15 protein-coding genes are annotated in these 24,304 nt (G+C 68.0%); 8 read left to right on the top strand and 7 right to left on the bottom strand.

The window, feature by feature from the left end:
- Positions 1–7: 7 nt before the first annotated feature.
- From SB816_RS11815 to SB816_RS11805, 3 genes are all read left to right on the top strand, one after another.
- Positions 8–5,134 (top strand): type VI secretion system Vgr family protein, encoded by a 5,127-nt coding sequence (locus SB816_RS11815; RefSeq protein WP_343719386.1) that lies wholly within the window; start codon positions 8–10, stop codon positions 5,132–5,134.
- Between the two features lie 127 nt (positions 5,135–5,261).
- On the top strand, positions 5,262–5,756 hold the full coding sequence (locus SB816_RS11810) for a hypothetical protein (protein ID WP_211485659.1): 495 nt from the start codon (positions 5,262–5,264) through the stop codon (positions 5,754–5,756).
- A gap of 32 nt (positions 5,757–5,788) precedes the next feature.
- On the top strand, positions 5,789–6,178 hold the full coding sequence (locus SB816_RS11805; protein ID WP_410547025.1) for a hypothetical protein: 390 nt from the start codon (positions 5,789–5,791) through the stop codon (positions 6,176–6,178).
- 36 nt (positions 6,179–6,214) lie between these two features.
- Here the strand turns inward: SB816_RS11805 and SB816_RS11800 are convergent, their stop codons facing one another.
- The 6 genes from SB816_RS11800 to SB816_RS11775 are packed head-to-tail and all read right to left on the bottom strand — an operon-like array spanning position 6,215 to position 14,760.
- On the bottom strand, positions 6,215–6,994 hold the full coding sequence (locus SB816_RS11800) for a hypothetical protein (protein ID WP_410547024.1): 780 nt from the start codon (positions 6,992–6,994) through the stop codon (positions 6,215–6,217).
- A gap of 27 nt (positions 6,995–7,021) precedes the next feature.
- Complete coding sequence (locus SB816_RS11795) at positions 7,022–9,331, bottom strand: hypothetical protein (RefSeq protein WP_410547023.1); 2,310 nt, start codon at positions 9,329–9,331, stop codon at positions 7,022–7,024.
- Positions 9,324–10,091: a hypothetical protein gene (locus tag SB816_RS11790; RefSeq protein WP_410547022.1), complete on the bottom strand. Its 768-nt coding sequence runs from the start codon at positions 10,089–10,091 to the stop codon at positions 9,324–9,326. Before SB816_RS11790 ends, SB816_RS11795 begins: the two co-directional genes overlap by 8 nt.
- A 45-nt stretch (positions 10,092–10,136) precedes the next feature.
- Complete coding sequence (locus tag SB816_RS11785) at positions 10,137–11,096, bottom strand: DUF4123 domain-containing protein (RefSeq protein ID WP_410547021.1); 960 nt, start codon at positions 11,094–11,096, stop codon at positions 10,137–10,139.
- A gap of 8 nt (positions 11,097–11,104) precedes the next feature.
- Positions 11,105–13,981: a type VI secretion system Vgr family protein gene (locus SB816_RS11780; RefSeq protein WP_175166908.1), complete on the bottom strand. Its 2,877-nt coding sequence runs from the start codon at positions 13,979–13,981 to the stop codon at positions 11,105–11,107.
- A gap of 26 nt (positions 13,982–14,007) precedes the next feature.
- The gene (locus SB816_RS11775) at positions 14,008–14,760 is read right to left on the bottom strand and encodes a hypothetical protein (RefSeq protein ID WP_054504394.1); all 753 of its coding nucleotides are present in this window, start codon (positions 14,758–14,760) and stop codon (positions 14,008–14,010) included.
- 370 nt (positions 14,761–15,130) lie between these two features.
- Here SB816_RS11775 and SB816_RS11770 point away from each other — a divergent pair, with 370 nt between their 5' ends.
- From SB816_RS11770 to SB816_RS11750, 5 genes are all read left to right on the top strand, one after another.
- On the top strand, positions 15,131–15,982 hold the full coding sequence (locus SB816_RS11770; RefSeq protein WP_054504393.1) for a M15 family metallopeptidase: 852 nt from the start codon (positions 15,131–15,133) through the stop codon (positions 15,980–15,982).
- Positions 15,983–16,046: 64 nt separating this feature from the next.
- Entirely contained in the window at positions 16,047–17,438 is a 1,392-nt protein-coding gene (locus tag SB816_RS11765; protein WP_410547020.1) for a hypothetical protein, read from the top strand.
- A 119-nt stretch (positions 17,439–17,557) separates the two neighbouring features.
- Positions 17,558–21,262 carry a type VI secretion system membrane subunit TssM gene (tssM, locus tag SB816_RS11760; protein ID WP_064522809.1) on the top strand — a complete coding sequence of 1,235 codons (3,705 nt, stop codon included), beginning with the start codon at positions 17,558–17,560 and terminating at the stop codon, positions 21,260–21,262.
- Positions 21,259–22,242, top strand: coding sequence for a type VI secretion system-associated protein TagF (gene tagF / locus SB816_RS11755; RefSeq protein WP_054415506.1), 984 nt, complete (start codon positions 21,259–21,261; stop codon positions 22,240–22,242). Before tssM ends, tagF begins: the two co-directional genes overlap by 4 nt.
- 2 nt (positions 22,243–22,244) lie before the next feature.
- Entirely contained in the window at positions 22,245–23,039 is a 795-nt protein-coding gene (locus tag SB816_RS11750; RefSeq protein ID WP_410547019.1) for an OmpA family protein, read from the top strand.
- A 35-nt stretch (positions 23,040–23,074) separates the two neighbouring features.
- Here the strand turns inward: SB816_RS11750 and tssA are convergent, their stop codons facing one another.
- Entirely contained in the window at positions 23,075–24,187 is a 1,113-nt protein-coding gene (tssA, locus tag SB816_RS11745; protein ID WP_343719177.1) for a type VI secretion system protein TssA, read from the bottom strand.
- Positions 24,188–24,304 lie beyond the last annotated feature (117 nt).

Raw genomic sequence — 24,304 nt, 5'->3', positions numbered from 1 at the left:
ACGCACCATGATCGATCGCTCCTCCCCGCCCGCGGGCTATAGCAGCCTGAATGTTGCCTCGCTGTCCCAGAACGCCCGCCTGCTGCGCGTCGACACCCCGCTGGGCGAGGCGCTCGCCGTCGAACGCATGCACCTGCGCGAAGGCGTGTCCGAGCTGTTCGCGCTGACGCTGGACTGCCTGTCCTCGTCCGCCGAACTGGATATCGAATCCCTGCTGGGCAAGGAGATCAGCGTCGGCCTGCTGCTGGCCGATGGCGGACAGCGGCGCTGGCACGCGGTGGTGGAAGGCGTGGATGCGCTGGGCGCCGACGGCGGGCTGGCGCGCTACCGCCTGCACGCCGCGCCCTGGCTTGCCACGCTGCGGCTGCGGCGCGACAGCTTCGTGTTCCAGGACAAGTCGGTCACCGACATCCTGACCGACGTGTTCGCGGACTACCCGCTGGCCGCGTTCGCCTTCGAGATCACCGAACCGTTGGCGCCGCGCCCGGTGCGCACCCAGTACCGGGAGACCGACCTGGACTTCGTGCTGCGGTTGATGGCCGAGGCCGGCCTGAGCTTTCGCTTCGACCACCAGCAGGGCGAAGGCCAGGCCGACGGCGGCGGCGCGCGCCACCGCCTGGTGGTGTTCGACGCCCGCGCGGCGCGGCCGGCCAACCCCGCCGCCTCGCTGCGTTTTCATCGCAGCGACGCCACCGAATCCGAAGACAGCGTCACGCGCTTTGGCGCGGCGCGCGCGCTGCGCGCCAACACCGTCACCCGCGTCGCCTGGAACGACCGCGCGTTGCTGGCGCACGGCGCCCATGCCGAATCGGCCCTGGACGCCGGCGCGCTGCCGCCGCTGGAAGACTACGACTACGACGGCCACGGCCGCCATCCCGACGATGCCACGGCCGAGCAATTGGCCAGCCGCGGCCTGCAGGCGCACGAAGCGCGCGCGCTGCAATTCGAGGGCGGCGGCACGGCCCGCCAGATGATGCCGGGCCACGTCTTCGCGCTGACCCAGCACGACCGCTACGCGCAAGGCGATGCCGCCGCGGGCGATGAGCTGGGCGGCAACCATTACACCCTGCTGTGGGTGGAACACGAGGCCGCCAACAACCTGGGCAGCCAGGCCGCCCAGGCGCTGGACACGCCCGATCTGGAGCACGGCGCCTATCGCAACAACTTCGGCGCGCAGCCGGCCGCCGCCGCGCTGCTGCCGGCCTGGCGCGCCCGGCCCACGGCCCCCGAGGGCGTGACCGCGCTGGTGGTGACGGCGCAGGACGCCAGCGTCACCACCGGCCGCGACCTGCGCGTCAAGGTGCAGTTCCCGTGGCAACGCGGCGAACGGCCGCTGCCGGGCGGGCTGCGCCACCGCAGCCACGGCGACGACGCCGGCAACGCGCCCGGCGACGACCGCTCCGGCACCTGGCTGCGCGTGGCCGGCGCGCAAGCGGGTCCGAACTGGGGCGCGCACCACCTGCCGCGCCAGGGCACCGAAGTCGTGGTGGAATTCCTCGACGGCGACATCGACCAGCCCGTGGTGGTGGCGCAGTTGTACAACGACAGCGACCTGCCGCCCTGGAGCGCGGGCGTGGACGCCGATGCCAACCATCCCGGCACGCTCAGCGGCTGGCACAGCCAGGCCCTGGACGGCAGCGGCTACAGCCAGTGGCTGTTCGACGACACCGCCGGACAGGTGCGCACGCGCCTGTCCAGTTCCATCGCCGCGTCGCAATTGGGACTGGGCTATCTGGTGCAGCAAGGCGCCGACGAATCCTCGCGCGGCCAATGGCGCGGCACGGGCTTCGAGCTGCGTTCCGACGCCTGGACCGTGGTGCGTTCGGGCCAGGGCATGCTGCTGTCGGCAAACGCCCGCGAAAGCGCCCGCTCCACCCAGGCCGATGCGCAGGAAGCGCTGCTGTTGCTGCGTGGCGCGCAACATGCCGCGCAGCGTATCGACAACGTTGCCACGCAGAGCCAGGCGCGCGCGCTGGCGGCCAACGAACAATTCAACCCGCTGATCCAGGCGCTGGACCCGAAGGCCGACGGCCGCTATGCCGGCAGCGTCGGCGGCCAGCAGGCGGTGAAGGCCAGTGCCAACGAGCGCAGCGGCACCGACCCGGTCGAACGCATCGATGGCGCCCGCATGCTGGTCGACGCGCCCTCGTCGCTGAACCTGGCGACCCCCGCCAGCGCGATCCTGCATGCCAGCGAAAACCTGCACGCCACCACCCAGGCCGACGGCCATGTCGCGGCGCGCCAGACCTTCGCCAGCGCCTCGGGCCGTTCCACCAGCCTGTTCGTGCAGGACGGCGGCCTGCGCGCCATCGCCGCCAACGCGCCGGTGTCGATCCACGCGCACACCGACATGCTGGAAATGCTGGCGGGCCAGGACATCACCATCACCTCCACCACCGACAGCATCGAGATCCTGGCGAACACGCGCATCACCTTGCAGGCGGCCGGGGGCAGCATCGTCATGGACGGCGGCGACATCCTCTTCAAGGGCCCGGGCATGTTCTCGGTCAAGGGCGCTTCGCACAACCTGATCGGGCCGGCCAGCGACGCGGCCGCCCTGCCCGCGCTGCCCTCCAGCCAGGTCGGCGATCCGATGCTGGTGACGGCCGAACTGGTGCACCGGCCCAACGCGCTGCTCCAGGCCCTGAGCGGTTCAGGCAAGGCGCTCAATGCCGCTGGCGCTTCGGACGCCCTGGCCGCCGCGCCGGCCGCCGCCGATGCGGCCGCCGCGGGCGGCCCCGGCTCGGCCCTGGCCGGTGGCGCCAGCGCGCTTTCGAGCGGCCTGACAGCCGCTTCCGGCATGCTGGACAAAGCCAAGTCAATAGCCGGCGCCGTGCTCAAGCCGGTGCAGGACCTGGGTGCGATGGCCGGCAAAGCCATGGGCGCCGTCACCGAAGCCGGCTCCGGCCTGGTCTCGGGCGTCGCGGCCAAGGCCGGCGGCATGGCGCAGTCCGCGGTGAGCGCGGTCACGCCGTCGCTGATGAGCGGCGGCACCCCGTCGCTGATGGGGCGCGCCGCTTCGGCCGCCGGCAATGCCACGCAATCGCTGGTAAGTGAAAACGCCGCGTCCCTGACGCAAGGCGCCGGCGGCGCGCTCGCCAGCGCCGTGCCCATCCCTGCCGGCCTGGCCAACGCCGCCGACGCGGTCTCCCAGGCCGGCGCCATGGCCGGCCAGGCCACGGCGATGGCATCGCAGGCCGCCGCGCTGGGTTCGAAAGCCGGCGGCATGTTGTCCGGCGCCTCGGACGGTGCCGCTGGCGCGGAGGGTGCCTCGGCAGCCTCGGCAGCCTCGGCAGCCGCGGGTGGCGCGGCGGGCGCGGCGGCATCCGCTGGCGGCGTGGGCGCAGCCATCGGCCCGATGATGACCCAGGCCATGGGCGTCATGGGCGACCGCGGCGCGGCGCTCGGCTCCACCGTGAACACGCTGCTGTCGATGCCGGACGTCACCCAGGGCAACCTGCCCGCCGTGGCCGGCGCCATTCTCAGCACGCCGGGGCTGACGCACTCCGCGGTCCCGGCGGTGGTGGGCGCCATCCTGCAATCGCCCAGCATTTCCAGCGTGACGCTGCCCAAGGTGGCGCAAGCCATCATGAACATCCCCGCGGTGGCCAACTCGCCCTATCCGGGCCTGGCCCGGCGCGTGATGGAAGCGGCCGGCATCAACCTGCCCGGCGCCGCGCGGGTGCCCGGCGGCGCCACCGGCGAACCGGCGGGCGACACGCCAAGGCCGGCCACCACGGTGGCCTCGGCCTACCAGGCGCGTAGCGGCGCCAAGCTGCAATACGTCAACCTGCCGCAGGCCGAGGAACGCTGGAACGACGGCCAGGCGCTCACCAGCCTGGACCGCCAGACCAACAAGCCCAAGATCCGGGTGCGCTTCGACAAGGCCGGCCAACACCGCTTCACGGTCAAGGTCAGCCCGCGGCCGGGCAATGCGGTGTACTCGGCGCGCGAACTGAGCCGCCAGCCGCTCTACCGCGAGCCGAACCAGCGCTCCTACAGTTACGTCACCGATCCGGACGGCACCAAGATCGTCGACGATATCGCGCTGCCAGCCGCCGGACTGAACACCTATCTGTTCGAGGTGGTCAACGACAAGAACCAGATCATCTCCACCGAGGTCGTGGAAACGGTCAGGCGCCTGTACATCCAGGAAATCATGCTGCCCGGCCCCGAGCCGATGCAGCGCCCCCACGGCTTCCAGCCGACCGCGACCGAGTACGCGCGGCACGGCGTGGACGTGGTGCAGTTGCCGCCGCTGACCACGCGCGGCCAGGCCAATTACGATGTGATCTATGACAACAGCGCTGACGATGCCCGCCTGCGCAGCGCGGCACGGTCGGTCTACGCCCAATCGCAGGGCGCCGAGCGCGAGCCGTACACCATCGTGGCCTGCCACGTGGACCGGCTCGCCACGCCGAAGCCGGTGCAACCCTTTTACATCCGCGCCAACGCGGGCCCGGGCGCCGGCAGCACACAGGTCCAGTTCGCCGACGCCGCCGGCGACGTCAGCTTCCTCTGGTACAACATCGATCCGGCCCAGGACTGGTTCCTGGAATGCCTGTTCGAGTACACCGACCCGGCCGCCGGCGTGCGGCGCGCGGTGGTGCCACGCGATCGGGTCACGCCGGTCCCCTACGATCCGGCCCAGCCCAAGGCCTGCCATGCGGTGAACGTACGCCTGGAGGGGCTGCTGCCCGTGCCCACGGCCGGCAAGATCGTATTGCGCGTGCGACTCATGGAAAGCGCGGCGGCCGGTCTCGCGTTCTACAACACTAACCTGCTGTGCGTGGCCGCGATGTCCCCCTGGGACCCGGTGACGATGAACTACCAGCAGGAGACCTTCGTCCATGAAATCGGCCACCTGATCGGCATGACGCCCAGCGGCCCGGAATGGGTCCAGGCGCATCCGGACGAAGCCGACATGGACTCGTCCAAGCTCGACAAGGGGCCGTTTTTCTATTCCAAGTGGGGCAACCACTGCCATCAGGGCCTGCCCGCGAACCGGTTCAGCGATGCCGACACCGGCGCCTGCGTCATGTTCGGCGCCGACTGCATGAGCATCCGCTTCTGCGTCCATTGCGCCAAGGCCGTCCGCAAAGTGGATATGTCCGGTGGCTGGCCCACGTTCTGACGGCTGGCGCCGCGCGGCGCCGGCCCTGGTTTTGCTGCTCGCGGCCGCGCTCTGCGCCCTGCCCGCGTCGGCGCGGACCGTCGGCGGTCCGCGCGCCCCCTCTCAACCCGCTACCCAGACCGCTTCCATGACCACCGACTGGATTGACCCGCCCGCCTTCGCCACCGCCCCCATCGGCACCGTGTTGGACCACGCCTGCATCCCGCCCAACCACGGCAGCGATGACCAACTGAACATCGCCGCGCCCACGCGCGTGCGGCCGCAGGCCACCGGCGCCTTGGTGATCCCGGTATGCGCGCAGGGCATCATCCCCGTCTCGCAAAATCAGAAGTTGCCGCGCTTCGTGGCGGTCAACACCCAGACCGGCAAGACCTACGAAGGCGTGGCCTACGAATACAAGCGCCGTCCGCCCCGCGCCGGCGTCGAGGTCGACGAGATCCCGGGCTCGCGCCCGCCCAAGGGCATCCCGATCAGCCCGGGCATCAGCGTCGGCACGCAGTTCAGCACCGACCTGGCGGCGCAGGTGGGACTGCCCACGGAGCCGGCGAAGTACGAGGTCTATATCGAGTCCAATGGCGTGCGGTCCAATACCGTCACGATCGAAGTACAGGCGGCGCCCTAGGCCCGGCGCGACGCCGCCCACGCCGGCCGGCCATGTTTCCGCTCGAAATCCTTCTGCTCATCGGCGGCATGGCGCTGGCCGTCGGCATCGCCGCGCTGGTGGTGGCGATCCAGGTCCTGCGCTTCATCCACTGGGGGTACTGGGCCGACGATGCGACCCACGGCGAGCGGCCCCATTTCACCGGCCCGCTGCTGGCCCTGGTGTTCAGCCTGCTGGCCGCCAGCGAAATCCTGCCGTTTCACCCGATCCTCGACCGGATCCATGAGCTGAATCCGGTGCCCCCCTGGGCGACGGAGTATTACATGGTGGCGATGCTGGGGTTGATGGTGCTGTCCTGGGCCTATGGAGGCAGGATCAAGCACTGGCTGTGGAACGGGTTGCGGCGATGGCTGCGGCGCACAGGAGCGCGGTCCGAATCGTGAATACGCGGTAGCCTGGGCGTTGCGACCGCGTCGGCGTCAACCATTCTTGTCGCCCGGCGGCGTGCCCTGGGCTTTCAAGCGTGCGATGGTCGCCACCGGCAATGCGGCGACGGCCTTGGCGAAATCGCCGGGCTGGCGGCCGGGTTGCGACAGCAGCGCGGCGATTTCCGGGTCGGTGTCGAAGTCGGAGGCGACGGTGAAATACAGGCGCATGTATTGGCGCATGTCGACTTCCGCCTCGATTCGATATTTCTTCCACGCGGTCCCGGCTACCTTCCCCAGCACACGCCGCACGTCGGAACTGCTGCCGTAATTCGCCAGCGCATCGCGGTGTTCTGTGTATAACCAACGCGTGACAGCGACGATCGGAATCCGCGTCTGTCCCAGCAGCTTTCGGCTGAGCGCGAGTTCCATATGCTCGTCGGGGTAGATATGCAACTCCAGATAGAGTGGCCCATCTCCCGCCGGAATCTCCGAGACGGGAAAATGCACCGGTGCCGTCTTTTCGAAGATCACCTCATCGAGTTTTCCATCGAACATATGCCGTCTGGCTTCTTCAGCATCCGCCCCTCGCCATGTGACCGTGAATTCCGTACCCTTCAGGGTATAGCAGCATGAGACAGAGCCCTCACCTCCGCCCACGCCAATGGCGCCGGTCACGGCCGACCGCCCACTGGCGTCGGTGACTCGAACCTGATCGAGGTCCCAAGGCGTGTAGTTGTAGACGATGAAGTTGATACCGCGATACGTCGGTTCGCCACCGCAACCTGCAATGCCCGCAGCCAGCACCAGCGCCAGAGTCCACCCAAGCCGCATTTCGATTCCCCGCTGCCAGCGCGTCGTCTAGGGCCGGGCCGGCGCCATACTATCCAGGTTCGCCCGCATCTGGTCCACGCGCGCCGCAGCGGCGGTATCGGTCTTCAACTTTGCCTCCTCGGCCTTGAAATCGGTCTTGCCGAAAATGTCCTTGTCGCGCGTGCGGAAGTACAGCGTGGTGCTGGCCAGCAGGTGATCCGGCCAACTGCTCAGCATGGCGTCGTGCACCAGGAAGTCGAACAGCGCCATGACCTTGGGCGGCAGCGGATTCTTGCCGGCGCTGGCTTCGCGCCATACGTTCAGCAGGCGCTGTTCGGTGGCCCGCCTTGCCTTCATGTCGGCGAAGGGGTCCTTGGGCTGGTCTTCGTCGGTCAACTTGCCGCCATTGCGCACGATGATGTCGTTGCGCATCTTTTGCATATCGCGCGGACCCTGGTTCACCTGTTCGATGCGGCGCACCAGCTCAGGATTAGTGCGGCGGAGTTCGTCTTTGCGCCGCTCGTTCTCGGCATCCTTGCGCTCGGCGTCTTCCAGCGCCCGGTATTCCTCCTCAAGCCGCTGCCACAACGGCTTGAACCGCTTGGGCGGCAACTCGCCACGGCTGGCCGCCGCGCGCTCCCAGCGTTCGTCCTTCAGCGCCTCCAGTTCTTTCAGGCGAGCCGTGTTTTCGGGCTTTGCCCGCTCTTCGCGGGACAGCGCCGACACGCGGCGGAGTTCTTCGTTGTATTCCTGTTCGGGCGTGAAGAAATCGCGATCCTTGATCCACTTTTCCGCGGGATCTGACAGCTCGCTCTTGAAGACGGGGTCCTGGTAGCGGACGGCGAGCCAGCGCAGGAAGACTTCCATGTGGGGCATGAAGTCGATGCCGGGCTCGTATTTCACCAGGCCGCGATAAGCATCAACCAAGTCGGTAACATAGTGGTTCTCCCCTTTGTCCTTGACTTGACCAGCCAGCGAGAACTTCAAGAAAACAATTGGCCGCCTCTCAAACAACTGCTCCATGCTGTATATGGCCACCCCATTGGCAAGTGCCAGATTCAACATGTCGCGAAGAGGAATTCTGGACAGTTCGGTTCGAGCGCCCAATGTCCCCTCTGGCCCGACACCTGTCACATCGCCGCTGGATCCCGGGTAGAGATACTGCTCGCCACGCGTCTTCTCCAGGCTGTCGATGCGCTGATTCGCCCGAAGTTCGTGAGCGGCCGCGAAGTGGACACACTTGTCTACCGCGGCAGGCACGGTCAACGCCCGATCCTTATGAGTCTGTTTGATCAAGTCGCCAATGGGCAAAAACCCCAAAAAGGAACTTTCATCCATGATTGAGGATACGGAATCGAAAAGACCAAGGAATCGAATCCGGATTTCTGTGTCTGGCGCTCCATTTTTGCCAATGATTGCCAGATCCTTATCATGGCGGCGCCGGAATTTTTTCACCACATCATTGATGAACTGCCGCGCCATCACGCCGCCTCGATCGCCGCCAAAAACCGAAATCTCGATTCGGCGCACATTATTCATTTCAGCGCTGACAGCCTCGTGCGCCGCCATCAGCTGGTGCAGAGCTGCATCCACTCGTACGTCAACACCGGTACCCATGATGTATGCCACGGTTTCGTTGTCACGAATGATTGGTACACCTTCCAGCGCTGTGGCTTTGACGACTTCCTTGCCTGCAGTCCAGGCCACTTTCAGCGGATTCTTCTTGAAACCCGCCCAGAATCCCCGCAACGTGCCTTTGGCCCGATTCGCCAAGCGCTCGGGATCCCATGCATTCCAAATACGCACAACCTTGTCGGGTAGTGTTTTTACATCCTTCACCACATCTTTATACGCTTTGACTACAGGAGAAAAAGATCCCTCCTTGATCATCTTTTGCGTAGCGCTGCGCAGGCGCTTGAGCATGTCGTGCTCTGGCACCTCGTCCAGACGCGTGATGTTCTTTCCCGCAGAGGACAGTCGCTTACCACCCTCGCTGAGCAGCTTCTTTCCAGCAACAGTGGCCCCGTAGATGAAATCGTCGTTCTTGGCGTCTTCGTTTAGTTCTGTCCCTAACCCCGAGTAGTAAAAGCGGAACCAGAATTGATTGACTGGACGTCCGGTATCCTTCTGGTCATAGTGAGCATCCCACAGACGGCAGATGTTCGAGTAGAAAGTCGGATGTGCTTCATCGGCATCGCGATTCCGACCAAACCCGTCAAAGAAAAATCCAATTCTGATTACCGCCCCACATTCGTTGCAATCCTTCCTGGGATATGCCTCTTCATTTCGAGTCATCGCCTTGAGTACCGAAGCGGGAGTTCGGTCCACGCCACTCAGAACTGGGGCTTGATCAGACATTCTTTTCTCCAGGCGGGGTCCCCGTGGCCCTTAGTTTCTCTATTTTCCCTTCAGGCAGATTCTTCATCTCGCGCGCGAAGTCTCCGGGCTTCCTATCGGGCCGGGAGAGTATCGTCGCGATATCGGCGTCCGAGTCAAAGTTCGATGCCACCGTGAAGTACATGTACATGTACTGCTTCATATCGTCTTTTTCCTCGATCCGATACTTCATCCAGGCAACCTTGGCCACTTTTGCCAGCACGCGCAAGAGCTCCGAGCTGCTGCGATAGTTTTTCAATGCTTCACGATGTTGGTCGTATAGCCAGTCCGTCGTATCAACGAGCGGAATACGCGTCTGGCCCAAAAGCTTGCGGCTGAGCGCAATCTCCATGTGCTCGTCGGGATAAATATGCAACTGCAGGTATAAGGGACCATCTCCCTTAGGGATTTCGGTCGCGGGAAAATGTACCGAGGTCGTTTTGTTGAAAATCACCTCGTCGACCTTTCCGTCGTACACGTGCTTCCTGACTTCCTCGCCGTCTGCTCCCCGCCAAGTCACCGTGAAATCCGTCCCTTTCAAGGTGTAGCAGCACGAACCCGAACCTTCACCTCCACCGACACCGATTGAACCGATGCTGGCGGATCGGCCTTCCGAATCGGTTATTCGAACATTGTCGAGATCCCAGGGCGTGTAATTGAGCACCACGAACGTGAGACGTGAATAGCTGGGTTCGCTATTGCAACCAGTCAGCATCCCCAGCCACATCAACAAGACGATCAAGCCTTTACGCATTCCACCCCCTACGCCCCACGCAGTCCCTATCCATCATGATTCAATCCCCCGTTCCTGCTCCGCCCGCAGCAGCCCATCCCACACCGCGTCGGGCACATGTGCCAGCGCCTGCGACAGCCCCTCGCCCTGGAAGGCGCGCAGCGCCGGCGCAATCGCCTCGTGTTCGTCAAAGCGCGGGGAAATCGTGATGCCCCACGCCACGTAGTCCAGCATGTCGCGCTCGCTGGCGATGCCGTATGAGCGCGCCCGCGCCATCTGTTCGGTCACGCGCTCGACCAGTTCATCCTGCCGCAATTCGCCCAGCACGCCGAGGTAGATGCGGCGGATCTGCACCGCCAGCTTGTCTGGATAGTCCAGCTCCAGCAGCGCCTGGTGCTGCGCCAGCGTGAACGGTTGCTGCCGGGGCGCATCGTCGGCCGGCCGCTGGCCGGGGCCGGTCCACTGCGCCATGGTGCCGTCGCGGCGCGGGTAGCGCAGCAGATTGAACGGCGCCAGGAACCGCGCGCGCTCGGCCGGCGTCCACACCTGGAAGGCGCGGTCCAGGATGCGGCTGTCGTACAGGTGCAGGTAGTACTCGCGGCCATCGGGCAGGCCGTACTCCCCGTAATAGGCGAAGTGCGCCATCAGTTCGGCCAGCGGCAATGGCGACACCAGATGGATCAGCGCATACGCGCCGCTATCGCTTTGGTGCAGCCGCTTCAGCAGGCGCAGCAATTCCGAGGTACGCGGCTCGCCGGGACCGCGCCACAGTTCGAAGCGCGTCAGGTCATCGACCTCGATCAGCAACGGCGCGATGTCTTCGTAGACCGCCAGTTCGGTGCCGACCCAGATGGAGCCATGGCTCAGATCCGCGCTGGCCCGAAGCGGAGCGGACAGTTCGGCGTGGCCGCGAAAATCCACCAGCAGAAAGGTATTCAATGCGGCGCCGACATCGGCGGCCAGATCAACGGCCTGGGCCAGCGTGTCATTCAGGCGCGACTCCCAATCCATCATGCCGCCCCTCATGCTTTGTCGGTGATCGACTGCACGCCATCCTGCGCGTCCAGCACGCACTGCTTGCAGACGGTGAACTGGGGGAAGGCATAGGGCAGGCGGTCCGGCCCGGCGAACTGCTTGTTGCCGGTCTTGACGTCGATGCGGCCCGGCGCGGTGACGGTGATGTTGCCGCCCTCGAGCACGATGCTGGCGCCCGCCGCCGTCGCAATGCGGATGCGCTTGGGCGCGGCGTATTCCACCGCCGTCTGGGCGCTGCCGATGGTAATGTCCTGCTGCGCCTGCACCCGCAGGATGTCGTGCTGCGCCTGCACGTCGACATTGCCCTTGGCCGAGATCAGGTCCAGCCCGGACTCCGATCCGCCCTGCTGCAGTCCCGCCACGATGCCCAGCCCCTGACCCGTGTGCAGGCGCAGCGCGCCCATCACCGCCAGGTTCTGGTCCTTGCCCGCCGACCAGTGCAGCGCCTCGCCGGCGGTGTATTGCAGGTGCTGGCCGGCCACCTGCGCCAGCCCGGCGCGCGCCGCCATCAGCACCACGGGATCGGTGGCGTGCGGCACCTTGCCTTGCGCCGCGTCGGTATGCTTGGACGAGGCGTCACCGCGCGCGCCTTCCACGCTGTCACCGGCCACCGTGCCCGAAACCGCGCGATGCATGGCCGCCAGCGGCGCCTTGTCGCCATCGAGCACGCTGGCGCCCGGCCCGCGCGTGCCCTGCACAGTCGCCAGCCGCAGCCCCTGATGCGCGCCCGCCACGCCGTCGAGCGAACGCGCCATCTGCTCAGTCTGGCCCGCCAGCGCCTGCACCCCGGCCGCATCGCCGATGGCGCTGGCCAGGCCGCCGGTCGCCGTATACGTGCTCAGCAGCACGCCCGCGCCGCCGCGCACCGCGCCGTAGCCATCCGTGCGCAGCTCGGCGCCCAGGCCACGCAGGCCGCCGCGGTAGTTGCCAGCCTGATGGATCAGGTGTCCCAGGTTCAGCTCGCTGGCCTGCGCGCTGCTCTTGACCTGCATGCGCAACTGGCCATCGGTGTCATCGAACACGATCTGGTTGTAGCCCGCGCCGCCGAACTCCTTGCTCTTGAAGCCGCTCAAGGCGGCCGCGTTGCGATGGTTTTCGTCGCCGCCGGCCGCGCCGTGCCAGGCCGGCGCGTTGCCCGAGGCCAGGTTGGCCTGGGCGCTGGGCGCGCCATCGCGCGCGGCGGCATAGACCTGCGTGTCGGCCTTGGCGCCCTGGCGCCCGCCGGGCGTGGCGGGCGTGCCGCCTTCGCCTCGGCCGTTGTACAGCGCGCCCACCACGATGGGTTGGTCGATGTCGTCATCCAGGAAGCGCACCAGCACCTCCTGGCCGATGCGCGGCACGAAGCTGATGCCCATGCCCGCGCCTGACTGGCGCTGCGCCACCCGAACCCAGCGGCTGGCGGCCTCCCCCTCGGCGGCGTTGGCCTGCCAATGAAAACGGATGCGAACGTCGCCGCGCTTGTTGCGCAGGATCTCGTCCTGCTCTTTCGGTTGCGTGCCGCCCTCGGCATCGGTGACGACAGCGGTGTGCACGCCGTGCACCGACGGCGCGCCCGTCAGGCGCGCGCCACGTGGTTGCGGCAGCGCGGGCCGCCAGGGACGGTCACAGCGCACCGCCTCGAAGCGGTTGGCGTAACCGACCTCGCGCGCCCTGGCCAGCACGGCCGCATCCGCGCGCAAGGCGATGGCGTCATGCGGTTGCGCGCCCGGCCCGGCCAAGGCGTCGCCATCCAGCGCCAGGTACTGATCCAGCCCGCCCAGCCGCTGCGCCAGCGAGGCGCGCGTTTCGGGCGGCAGGTTGTTGATGCCCACGTGCTCGACGCGGTCCAGCGCAAAGACCGGTTCGAAGCCGGCTTCGCCCGCCGGCCCCAGCGACGAGAGGTCCTGCAGCGTGAAGCGCGTGCCCGAGCGGAACGTGCGCACCACCCCGCGCCCGACGAAGGTTTCCGCGCGGGCGCGCACGGCTTCGGTCGCCAGGTCCGCCTGGCGGCGGGCCTGGGCCTCATCCGCAAAGCCGCCATGGCCGGCGACCTCGTACCAATCCAGCCCATGCTCGTCGCCGTTGCCGCTGGCCGGATTGACCAGCGACTGCGCGGCCACCGCGCGCTTGCCGCTGTCATGCCAGCCCAGCACGGTGATGCTGTCCGGCGTGCGGCGTCGCTGGCGCGCCAGCGCCTGTACGGTGTCGCGCGATTCGGTCGCGGCGGCGCGCTGGAAGCGGATGCCGCCGTTCGCGGACTCGGCGTCCTCGGCCAGGTTGCGGCTGTCGGCGAACAACTGCACGACGTGGCGAGCGGGCACGCTTTCGTCTTCCAGCACGGTCCAGCCCAGGCCGGCCTCGGCCAGCAGGCGCGCCAGGAAGTCGTAGTCGGTCTCGCGATATTGCGTGGTGTAGGGACGCGGCTTCAGGCCCGCCAACGCCGGTTCGACGTCGGCCGCCAACCGGTAGACATAGCCTTCATAGCCATCGAGCACGTGGCGCACGATGTCCAGCACCGCCTTGCCTTCGAACACGCGGCTGGCGCGCCGCTGCGTGGCCAGCCACAGCCACGGCGCCACGGTCAGCCGGTAGCGCGCCAGGCCGGCGTCGCCCGACAGCAGCTCGGCTTCCCGAATCACGCCGCTGCGCGCCGCGCGACTGCCGTCGGCGCGCGCGGTCCACAGCGTGACCGGGCGAGAAATCATGTCCTGCAACGAGAGGCCGGCGTCATCCGACAGCGCCACCACGCGCAACTGGCCCACGCTCGAAAGCGCCTCGCGCGCGATCCAACCCTCCACCTGCAGGGACGCAAGCGCGCCCTCGCCTTGCAAACGGTAGAGTCGGGCATCTGCATTGAACAAGCCAGCGGTTGCGGTCGGATCCATCGAGGAAAAACCTTGGTCAGGCGCGATCACGGTTCGATGTGGGATTGCGCGTTGGGACATTCAGGGGCCGTGCCCCAGTGGCCCGCGCAGACGCGCAGGCGGCATTGTTCGCTTTCGAGAAAACCGAGCTTGCGGCATTCCCCGAGGCGGGTGGCGAGCGACGATCCCGGCAACTCGCGCACGAAGATACCGTCGGTCTTGTAGACCTTGGTGCCGGGCGGCGACGCCGGCGGCAAGCCGTAGGCCATCAGCGTCGCCAGCAAGGCCGCGTCGCTGTCATTGCGTGGCGTCGCCTTGCCGCGCGCCGGCGCGCTCTTCGACGTCGACGCCGCCGCGCCGGGCGTTGCTGCGGCGATCACGGTGGCTTCGCGCGAGCGCTCGGCGCGCTGCGTGGTCGGGCCGGGGGCCTTCGGCGCTGCGGCGCGCGGCGCGGTGGCGGGCTTGGGCGCGGCGGCCGTGACGGCCAGCGCCGCCAGCGGATTGGCGGGTTCGCCCTCGTCGGCGGGCTGCGTCAATTGCGCCAACGGATGATCGTCGATGATGGCGGCCGCGCTGGGCGGCGGCGCAGGCGCGTCCGCCGGCATGCGCGCCTGCGCGCTCGCGGGAGCATTGCCCTGCGGGTTGGCTTGCGTCGCGACCGCGGCGGCGCCTCCGGCGGACGGGTTGCCCGCGGGCCGGGCATCCGGCTCGATGCGCGCCACGACGGCCGGCAATTCCGCCGTGTCATAGACCGCCCACAGCCCCGCGCCGAGACATACCAGGAGCAGCACCAGCAGCACCCGCAGCGGCGCCCTCGAACGTTGCCTGGGCGGCAAGTGCCCCGCCTCGGCTTCGGGCACGCGGCCTTCGAGCGTGGCGAGAATGCGCGACGACTGCTGCGCATCCGCGGAGGATGAGCGTCCGGCTAGCAAGCTGGGAATAGGAGGCGGTGGTCGCGATCTTTTTTCGTCTTCTGCCATGCGAGATCCCGTGTCGGCAAGGGCGCACGAAGCCCCTTTAACCAAGGTGTCCGAGAATACCTGATGACATCTTTTAGATCACGGCTTCTTGTTACGATTTCTAAAGCATCGACGCTGTCTGCAACGCCCAAGCGCTTGCCTCAATCCCGAATAGAACAAAAGATTACGCCTTCGTGATTGAGGGATACCGTTGCTAGTTCTACTGCCCCTATATTTTCTGCTTGCGATTGGCGTCTCCGCGCTGCTGGTCTTCCCGTCATTCCGGACGGGAACCGCGCGGAGCCTGCGTGCGTTCGCGCAGGGAATGCGGCGCCGCGTGGCGCGCGGCGCGGGACATGCGGGCGGGATGGTCGGCGGCTCCGCGCAGGTGGTGCGCGCGGGCGTGGGCCGCGCCGGCAGCACGTTTTCCGCGTACCGCTGGCAGATCGCCGCGGGCCTCGCTGTCGTGTTGCTTCCGTCCCTTTTCGCTTTCGTCATGCGACACAATCACACATTTATTTACGAGGATCGGATGGCCGGCCCGGACCCTCGCATCCAGGCCCTTCTGACCGGAGAAAGACTGGTTCCGCCGCCGCCCTTGCCGCCCGAAGTCTTCACCACGCGCGAGGTGGAATTGGTGCGCCCGAACCTGGGCGGCGCGAGCCGCGACTGGAACCTGCTGGACGCCGATTACCGCCAGCGCCTGCTGGCCGCCTATCGCATCATGCGCGAAGAGCATGGCTATGAAATGGTGCTGATCGAGGGCTACCGCAGCCCCGAGCGCCAGGAAGAACTGGCCAGCAAGGGTTCCCACGTGACCAACGCCGGCGCCTACCAGAGCTATCACCAATACGGCCTGGCCGCCGACAGCGCGTTCCTGCGCGATGGCAAGGTGGTGGTGTCGGAGAAGGACCCCTGGGCCATGCGCGGCTACGAGCTGTTTGGCGAGACCGCCGAGCGTGTCGGCCTGACGTGGGGCGGCCGCTGGAAGCTGATGGACTTCGGCCACACCGAATTGCGGCGCCCCGGCGTCATGCGACGCGACGCGGGGGCCGCGCAATGAGCCGATCATCTCGCGCGACTACCCTGCCCCCTGCCCCGACAACCGATTACCGCTACGAATCCACATGACCCGCTTTCTCAAAACCGGCCTGCTGCTGGCCCTGGTCTTCGGGGCGGTCTGGCTGGCCGTCATCATCTGGTGGCAGGAATCACGCACGCTGCCCACCGGGCTGGACATCGGCCTGTATCTGTTCGCGCTGCCGCTGGCGCTGATCGCGGCCGGCTGGGCCGGCCTGCGCATCGCGCGCGCCCGCCGCGAAGCCCGTGCCGCGGCCGCGGCGGCGCCGGCCGCGGAGCCCGGCGACCAGGCGCCCCAGGCGGCGCCGGCCGCCACGCGGCTGGCGGTGTTGGCAAGCGCCGCGCGCGCCGCGCCCGGCAGCGATGCGGCCGCGATCCACGAGGCATTGGCGAAACAGCAGCGGCCCGACCTGGACGACACGCTCAAGAACGCCCGCGGCTTTCCCATCTTCAGCGCGCGCGCCGCGCACCTGGACAACCACATGCTGCGCGAGGCCGCCGAAATCCAAGCCGCGCCCGCCGCCGCGCAGGCCGAGAACTGCCTGCGCGCCACCGCCCTGCTGTGCGAAGTGGTCGAGAGCCTGGCGCGCGAGGCCCGCGCCCACGTGCTGGATCACGGCACGCCGGAGCGCGACGACGATTGGCCGCTGCTGCAGGTCGAACTGCTGCTGCCAGCCCAATGGCCGCCGGCGGCGCGCGAGCACGCGCTGGCCCAGGCCCGCCTCATCGCGGCCTGGCCCGCCGCCCGCCTGACGCTGCGGTCACACGAGGCGCGCGACGCCCTGGCCAGCGACGGCCTGCTGCGGCAACTGGCGCTGGAGCCCGTCACGCCAGCGCGCGCGCCGCTGCGCATCGTGGCCTCGGCCGATTCCTATATCGACTCCGCGGTGGTGCAGGACTGGGACGCGGACGGCATGCTGGTCGACAGCGCCAATCCGCAGGGACGCGTGCCCGGCGAAGCGGCCGCCGGCCTGCTGCTCGACCTGAACCAGGCCGGGGCCGGCGACAACGCCGGCGCCGCGCCGCCGGACGGCGCCTTCGCGCTGGCCCTGTCGCCCATGGCGCACCGCGCCACCGGCGCCGACGCCCGTGGCGCCGCCAGCGAACCGATGCTGGCCGAGTTGGCCAGCCACTTCCTGCAGCAGCAGGAACGGCGCGCGGACGACATCCGAGCGCTGGTCAGCGACGCCGACCATCGTGGCAGCCGTCCGCTCGAAACGGCGGGACTGGCCAGCACGCTGTTCACCACACTCGATCCGAATGAGGATTGCCTGGCCGTGGGCGGCGCCTGCGGCTACACCGGCGCGGCCGCGCACCTGCTGACGCTGGCGGTCGCCGGCGAGGCCTGCGCGCAGGCCGAAGCCCCCGTCATCGCCGTCATGACCCAGGACCCCGCTTTGCGCACACTCGCCCTGCTGTCTCCGTCCCTCTCCGCCTGACCCACATAAAAATAGCCAGAATCATGCGTAGCCTTTCAGGTTTCTTCTCCGGTATCTCCAGCGCCCTGAGCGAAGGCCGACATTGGACATCGCGCGCCCTCGGCAACCCGCGCCTGTTCATGGCGATCGGCCTGATCGCCCTGGTCGTGTTCCTGTTCCTGTTCGCCGACACGGTCGAGATCGGCCTGGTCTGGGCCGCCATCGCGCTGGGGATCTTCCTGTTCATCTGGTTGTGCGCCTACCTGTGGCGCCGGCGCCGCGCGCGGCGCGCCAACAAGAACCTGGGCGACATGCTCGAGCAGCAGGTGCAGGCCGGCGCGGCCGCCGCCAACCGCGGCGACGTGGACGCGCTGCGCACCCGGCTGGTGCAGGCCGTGCGCACCATCAAGACCTCCAAGATCGGCCAGGTCTCGGGCAACGAAGCCCTGTACGAACTGCCCTGGTACATCGTGATCGGCAACCCGGCCGCGGGCAAGAGCAGCGCGGTGATCAACTCGGGCCTGCAGTTTCCCTTCGCCGACAAGAACGGGGCGGCGGTGCGCGGGGTGGGCGGCACCCGCAACTGCGACTGGTTCTTCACCACCGAGGGCATCCTGCTGGACACGGCCGGCCGCTACTCGGTGCACGAGGAAGACCGCAACGAATGGATGGGCTTTCTCGACCTGCTCAAGCGCCATCGCCCCAAGGCGCCGATCAACGGCATCATCGTGGCCGCCAGCATCGACGAGCTGACCGGCGCCGGCCCCGAGTTCGCCATCAACCTGGCCAAGAACCTGCGCCAGCGCGTGCAGGAACTGACCGACCGGCTGGAAGTGTTCGCGCCGGTCTACATCATCTTCACGAAGGCCGACCTGATTTCCGGCTTCAACGAGTTCTTCTCCGACAGCGACCAGCGCGAACGCGACCGCGTCTGGGGCGCCACCCTGCCCTACGGCGCGGAAGAGAACCGCGACGTGCTGGCCCTGTTCGATGAACGCTTCGACGAACTGTACGAAGGCCTCAAGGAAATGGGCACGGCGCAGATCTCGCTGCGCAACAACCGCGACCTGCCGCCGGGACTGCTGACGTTCCCGCTGGAATTCGCCGGCATCAAGCCCGCCCTGCGCACCTTCCTGTCGACGCTGTTCGAGACCAACCCGTTCCAGTACAAGCCCGTGTTCCGCGGCTTTTACTTCACCAGCGCGCTGCAGGAAGGCGTGTCGCAAAGCACCTCGACCGAACGGCTGGCCGAGCGCTTCGACCTGCGCCCGGCCCCGCGCGGCCAGGCGCGCAGCGTGTCCTCGCACAACGGCTTCTTCCTGCGCGACCTGTTCTCCAGCGTGATCTTTGCCGACAAGAAGCTGGTGCGCCAGCACGCCAGCCCGGCCAAGACCCGCATGCGCTACCTGACCTTCTTCGGCCTGGTGCTGGCGCTGGGCCTGGTGCTGGGCGGCTGGAGCTGGTCGTACCTGGGCAACCGCCAACTGGCGCAGAACGTGCAGGCCGACCTGGACAAGGTGGTGCGCCTGCAAAGCGAGCGCACCGACCTGCAGAGCCGCCTGGAGGCCATGGAGATCCTGCAGGACCGCATCGAACAACTGGACCGCTATTCGTCCAGCCGCCCGTGGTCGCTGGGCCTGGGGCTATACCAGGGCGACGTGCTCAAGGAACGCCTGCTGGCCGAGTACTACAACGGCGCACGCCAGTTCATGCTGAGCCCGGTCAAGGTGAGCCTGGAGGACTTCCTGGCCAAGGTCGACATGTCCGGCAACGCGGCGGCCGCCGGCGGCGCGCCGAAGCCTGCGCCGCAGGCGCTGCGCGGCGCGAATGCCGCGGGCGGCGACACGCTGTTCCAGGACGCCTCGCCGACCAATGCCGACGACGCCTACAACGCGCTCAAGACGTACCTGATGATGGCCAATCGCCAGCACGTCGACCCGACCCACCTGTCCGACCAGATCACGCGTTTCTGGCGCGGCTGGCTGGAGACCAACCGCGGCGCCATGCCGCGCGACCAGTTGATCCGCAGCGCCGAGCGCCTGATCTCGTTCTACGTCAGCCGCGCCCCCGACGCCGGCTGGCCGCAGATCGACACCAACCTGGCGCTGGTGGAAAAGACCCGCGCCAGCCTGCGCGCCGTGATGCAGGGCATGCCGGCGCGCGAACGCGCCTACGCCACGCTCAAGGCGCGCGCCGCCACGCGCTTCCAGACCATGACGGTGGCGCGCATCGTCGGCGAGAACGACGCCGGCGTGGTGGCCGGCAGCTACGCCATCCCCGGCACCTTCACCCGCGAGGCCTGGGAACAATACATCCAGCCCGCCATCAACGAGGCCGCCAAGAAGGAAGTGCAGACCAGCGACTGGGTGCTGGGCGTGAACGCGCGCGACGACCTGACGCTGGACGGCAGCCCCGAGCAGATCCAGAAGAGCCTGGCGACGATGTACAAGACGGAGTACGCCCAGGAATGGCAGAAGTTCCTGCGCGGCGTGACCATCAAACCCTTCACCAGCTTCGAGCAGTCGGTGGGCGCGATGAACCGGCTGGGCGACCCGCAGACCTCGCCCATCGCCAAGCTGATCAACACCGCCTATGAGCAGACCTCGTGGGACAACCCGTCGCTGGTCAACGCCGGCCTGCAGCAGGCGCAAAGCGGCGTGGTGGGCTGGTTCAAGCGCGTGATCCTGCGGCAGACGCCGCCGGCGCCCGCCACCGCCGCCAACGGCGAGGCCATCCCGATGGGTCCGGTGGGCCGCGAGTTCTCGGACGTGGCGCGCCTGGTGGTGACGCGCGAGAACCAGTCGCTGCTGGGCAACTACATGGGCGCGCTGTCCAAGATCCGCACGCGCTTCAACCTGCTCAACAACCAGGGCGACCCCGGCCCCGGCTCGCTGGTGCTGCTGCGCCAGACGCTGGAAGGCAAGGACTCGGAGCTGGCCGACGCGCTCAAGCTGGTCGACGAGCAGATGCTGGCCGGCCTGTCGGCGACGCAGCGCGAGACGCTGCGCCCGCTGCTGGTGCGACCGCTGATCCAGGCCTACGCCGTGGCCATGCAACCGGCCGAGCGCGAACTGAACAAGGTCTGGAACGCACAGGTCTATCAGCCGTTCAACCAGACCCTGGCCGAGAAGTATCCGTTCGCCTCGCGCGCCAGCGTCGAAGCCAGCAGCGACGAAATCGGCCAGGTGTTCGGCCCGCAGGGCAGCATCGCCAAATACGTCAACGACACCCTCGGCCCGCTGACCGTGCGCCGCGGCGACATCCTGACGGCGCGCACCTGGGGCGACATGGGCATCAGCCTGCAGCCGACCTTCACCGCCAACTTCGCGCAGTGGGTGGCGCCGCTGTCCGGCGGCGCGGGCGCCGGTTCGGCCAGCCAGCCGCAGACGCTGTTCCAGATCCAGCCCAAGCCCGCCGCCGGGGTGACCGAATACACCATCGAGATCGACGGCCAGCAACTTCGCTACCGCAACACGCCGCCGCAATGGGTCAACTTCGTCTGGCCCAATGCGCAGGGCGCGCCCGGCGCGCGCATCACCGCCACCACCTTCGACGGCAGCGTGGTCGAGATCGTCAACGAACCCGGCCGCTTCGGCCTGGAACGCCTGATCGCGACCGCCCAGCGCACCTCCAACGCCGACGGCAGCTTCAACATGAGCTGGGGCAAGTCGAACGTGACGGTGCCGGTCAAGCTGCGCATCATCAGCAACGCCCAGGCGCCCGGCGCCGGCGGCAGCGAGCCCGGCGGCAGCCAGGGCCTGCGCAACCTGCGCCTGCCCTCCTCCGTGGTGGGCGCCACTTCCGAATCCTCCTCCGCCCAGACGCGACCCGGAGCGCCGCAATGAGCAACCTGCAGTCCCCCCTGTTCCGCACGGCCTACTTTGGCAAGATCCCGGCCCGCGGCGACTTCGTCAAGAACACCTCGCATCCACAACTGATGAGCACGCTGGACGGCTGGGTCGCCAACACCATGGAGCTGCTGGCCCAGGACCCGCACTGGAAGACGCTGTACGACGAGGCCGAGCCGATGCCGTTCGCCATCCTCGGCTCGCGCGGCAAGCTGGCCATCGCCGGGCACCTCCAGCCCAGCCGCGACCAGTCGGGCCGTCGCTTTCCGTTCCTGTCGGCGACTTCGGTCGAGGTGCAGCGGCCGCTGGCCTTCATCGCCCGCAGCCCGATGGCCTTCAGCCGGCTGTGGAACCGCATGAGCGGCGCCGCCGCGCTGCTGATGACCGACGCCGACCCCGGCCCGGCGCTGCAGAGCCTGAACGAACTCGAGGGCGAAATCCGCACCGAGGCCGACGACGGCTTCGATGCCTTCGTCGACCTGCAGACCGTCGAGCGCCTGCAGGCCATGCTGCGCGGCAACGGCCACGCGGCCAACGTGCACGACATCGTCCTGGCGCTGGGCATCCTGCTCGAACCGGTCATGTCCAGCGGCTCCTCGCAGCTCGACCGCGGGCTGGCGCTGCCGCTGCCGGACGATCCGCTCTACATCAATCTGGTGGCCTCGTACTGGATGACGCTGATCGCGCCGTTCCTGGCGCGCGCGGATTTCGAGATCGCCGTGTTCATCGGCCGCATCGGCGGCAAGCACCGGCTGGTGGCGGGTTTTCGCGGCGCCTCTCCGCAGACGCTGGCCAGCCTGCTGTCCACGCCGCAGGCCTTTGCCGAGCAATACATCGTGCTGGAAGACGCGCCCTGGGTGCGCAACCACGTGTCGGCCAGCCACGGCCTGGCCAAGCTCTCCAGCTACCTGGACCAACCCAGGCTGTCGCTGCGCATGGCGCTCGACACCTATCTCGAAGTCTTCACCGGAGCCTGACCATGCGCGTCTCTCTCCTGATCCTGGCGGCGCTGTTCTCGTGCGCCGCGGCGGCGCAGGACGCCGCCACCGTCGTCCCCGCCAACGTGATTCCGCAGCCCGGCCAGGTGGTGGCCAGCGGCGCCGTGCCCGACGAGGCCACCAAGGCCGACGTGCTGGCTCGGCTGCAACAGGTCTATGGCGTGGGCAACGTCATCGACCAGATCGAGGTCGGCGGCGTGGTCGCGCCCCCCAACTGGTCGGAGCACGTCGGCAAGCTGATCGGCCAGCCGCTCAAGCAGATCAACCGCGGCCAACTGGAAGTGGACGGCACCCAGATCCGCCTGCAGGGCGAAGTGCAGAACGAGGCCTCGCGCCAGCAGATCGCCAGCGCCTTCGCCACCTCGCTCAACCCGACCTACAAGATCGTCAACGGCCTGCGCGTGGCGGCCGGCAAGGACGAACAGGGACTGCTGGACAAGGTGCTCACCAACCGCGTGGTGGAATTCGAGACCGGCAGCGCCACGCTGACGGCGCGCGGGCGCGAACTGCTCGACCAGGTGGCCGACGTGATCCCGAAGCTGCACAGCGACAAGGTGCAGATCATTGGCCACACCGACAGCTCCGGCAGCCGCAGCACCAACCTGGCCTTGAGCCAGGCCCGCGCCGACGCGGTCAGGACCTATCTGGTCGACAAGGGGCTGCCGCCCGGCCGCTTCGAGACGCTGGGCGCGGGGCCGGACCAGCCGGTGGCGACCAATGCCACCGCCGAGGGCCGCGCCAAGAACCGCCGCATCGAATTCCGCGCCAGCCGCTGAGCGGCGGCCACGCGGCCGGCGCCACGGGCGGGATTTCAGCCGTTGTTCTCGGGCGGCTTGGGCACGCCCAGCAGCTCTTCCAGGCCCGAGAGCGCTTCGCCATTCTTGACCACGGTGCGCAGCCACAGGTGCAGCGACATCTCGCCCCAGCTTGCGGCCTTGTCGGCCAGATAGGCCACGGGACTGTGCGGCTCGGTGCGGCGGAAGAACTCGGCCACTTCGCGCAGTTGCGCCAGGGCCTGGTCGCGCGTTTGCAGCGGGCCGCGCGTGGCCGCGGAGGCCGTGGGCGGAAGATCGGCAGCGGTCAAGGTGGGCTCCATGCGGGTAATGGGCGCGCCGGTGGACGGCGCGGCCTGAGCGGACGGCGCCGGCGCCAGGTCGGCGCGCACCAGCAGGCCGGCCTCGCGGGCGAAACGATGCACCAGCTCGGTCACGTCCTTCAGCGCGGCGCGCACCGGCGTGAAGGCCGGGCCTTCGTCGCCCAGACGCTCGGTCAACGTCGATTCCAGCACGTCGACCGCGCCGAAGCAGCTCTGCAATTGGCTTTCCAGCTCGGCGTAGAACGCCGGCGGCGTGTCGCGGCGCGCGGCGTCGAACTGCTCCAGGGTGACTTTGCCACGCGACATGTCGGCGGCGTTCTGCGGCGAACGCTTGATGGCGTTGGCCAGTTGCGAGGCGCTGTCCCACAGCACCGCGCCGAAGCGCCCGCCCTCGGACTGCGTCAAGGGTAGTTCGCGCACCAGTTGCTGCGAACGCGACAGCAACCACGCCAGGTTGCCCACGCGCTGCTGCACGTCGCCCTCGTCCGGCACCGGATGCAGGCCATCCCAATAGCGCCGGCACAGCCCGTCCACCAGCAGGAAGCCGTCGCGCAGGCCGGCGAAGCCGCGCGTCTTGGCCCAGGCCTCGGCCAGCCAGGCGGCCACGCGCACGTCCTTGCTGCGCTGGGTCAGCACCTCGGTGCAGATGCGGATCACCTGCGGCCAGTCGGCTTCTTTGATGTCGATGACCCAGTCGCCCTGGTCCAGGTGCGGGTCATCCTGGCGGCGGGCCTCGCGGATGGCGTCGAATTCGGCGGAAAAGACCATGTCGGCGCCACAAGGCGCCTCGCCCGGAATGGGCTGCAGCAGTGCGTCGATATCGCTCATAGTGTCTTGTGTCGTTGCGGGTGGCGAGCCATGCGCAAGCGGCGCATGGCCCGGCGGCGAAAGCAGCGATGATCCCATATCTGTAACCGCGTTACGTTGGAACATGACACGCCCTAT

The organism is Achromobacter sp. SIMBA_011, assembly GCF_046535435.1.
Lineage (GTDB): Bacteria > Pseudomonadota > Gammaproteobacteria > Burkholderiales > Burkholderiaceae_B > Achromobacter > Achromobacter dolens.
This window is presented reverse-complemented; position numbering and strand designations above follow the sequence as displayed.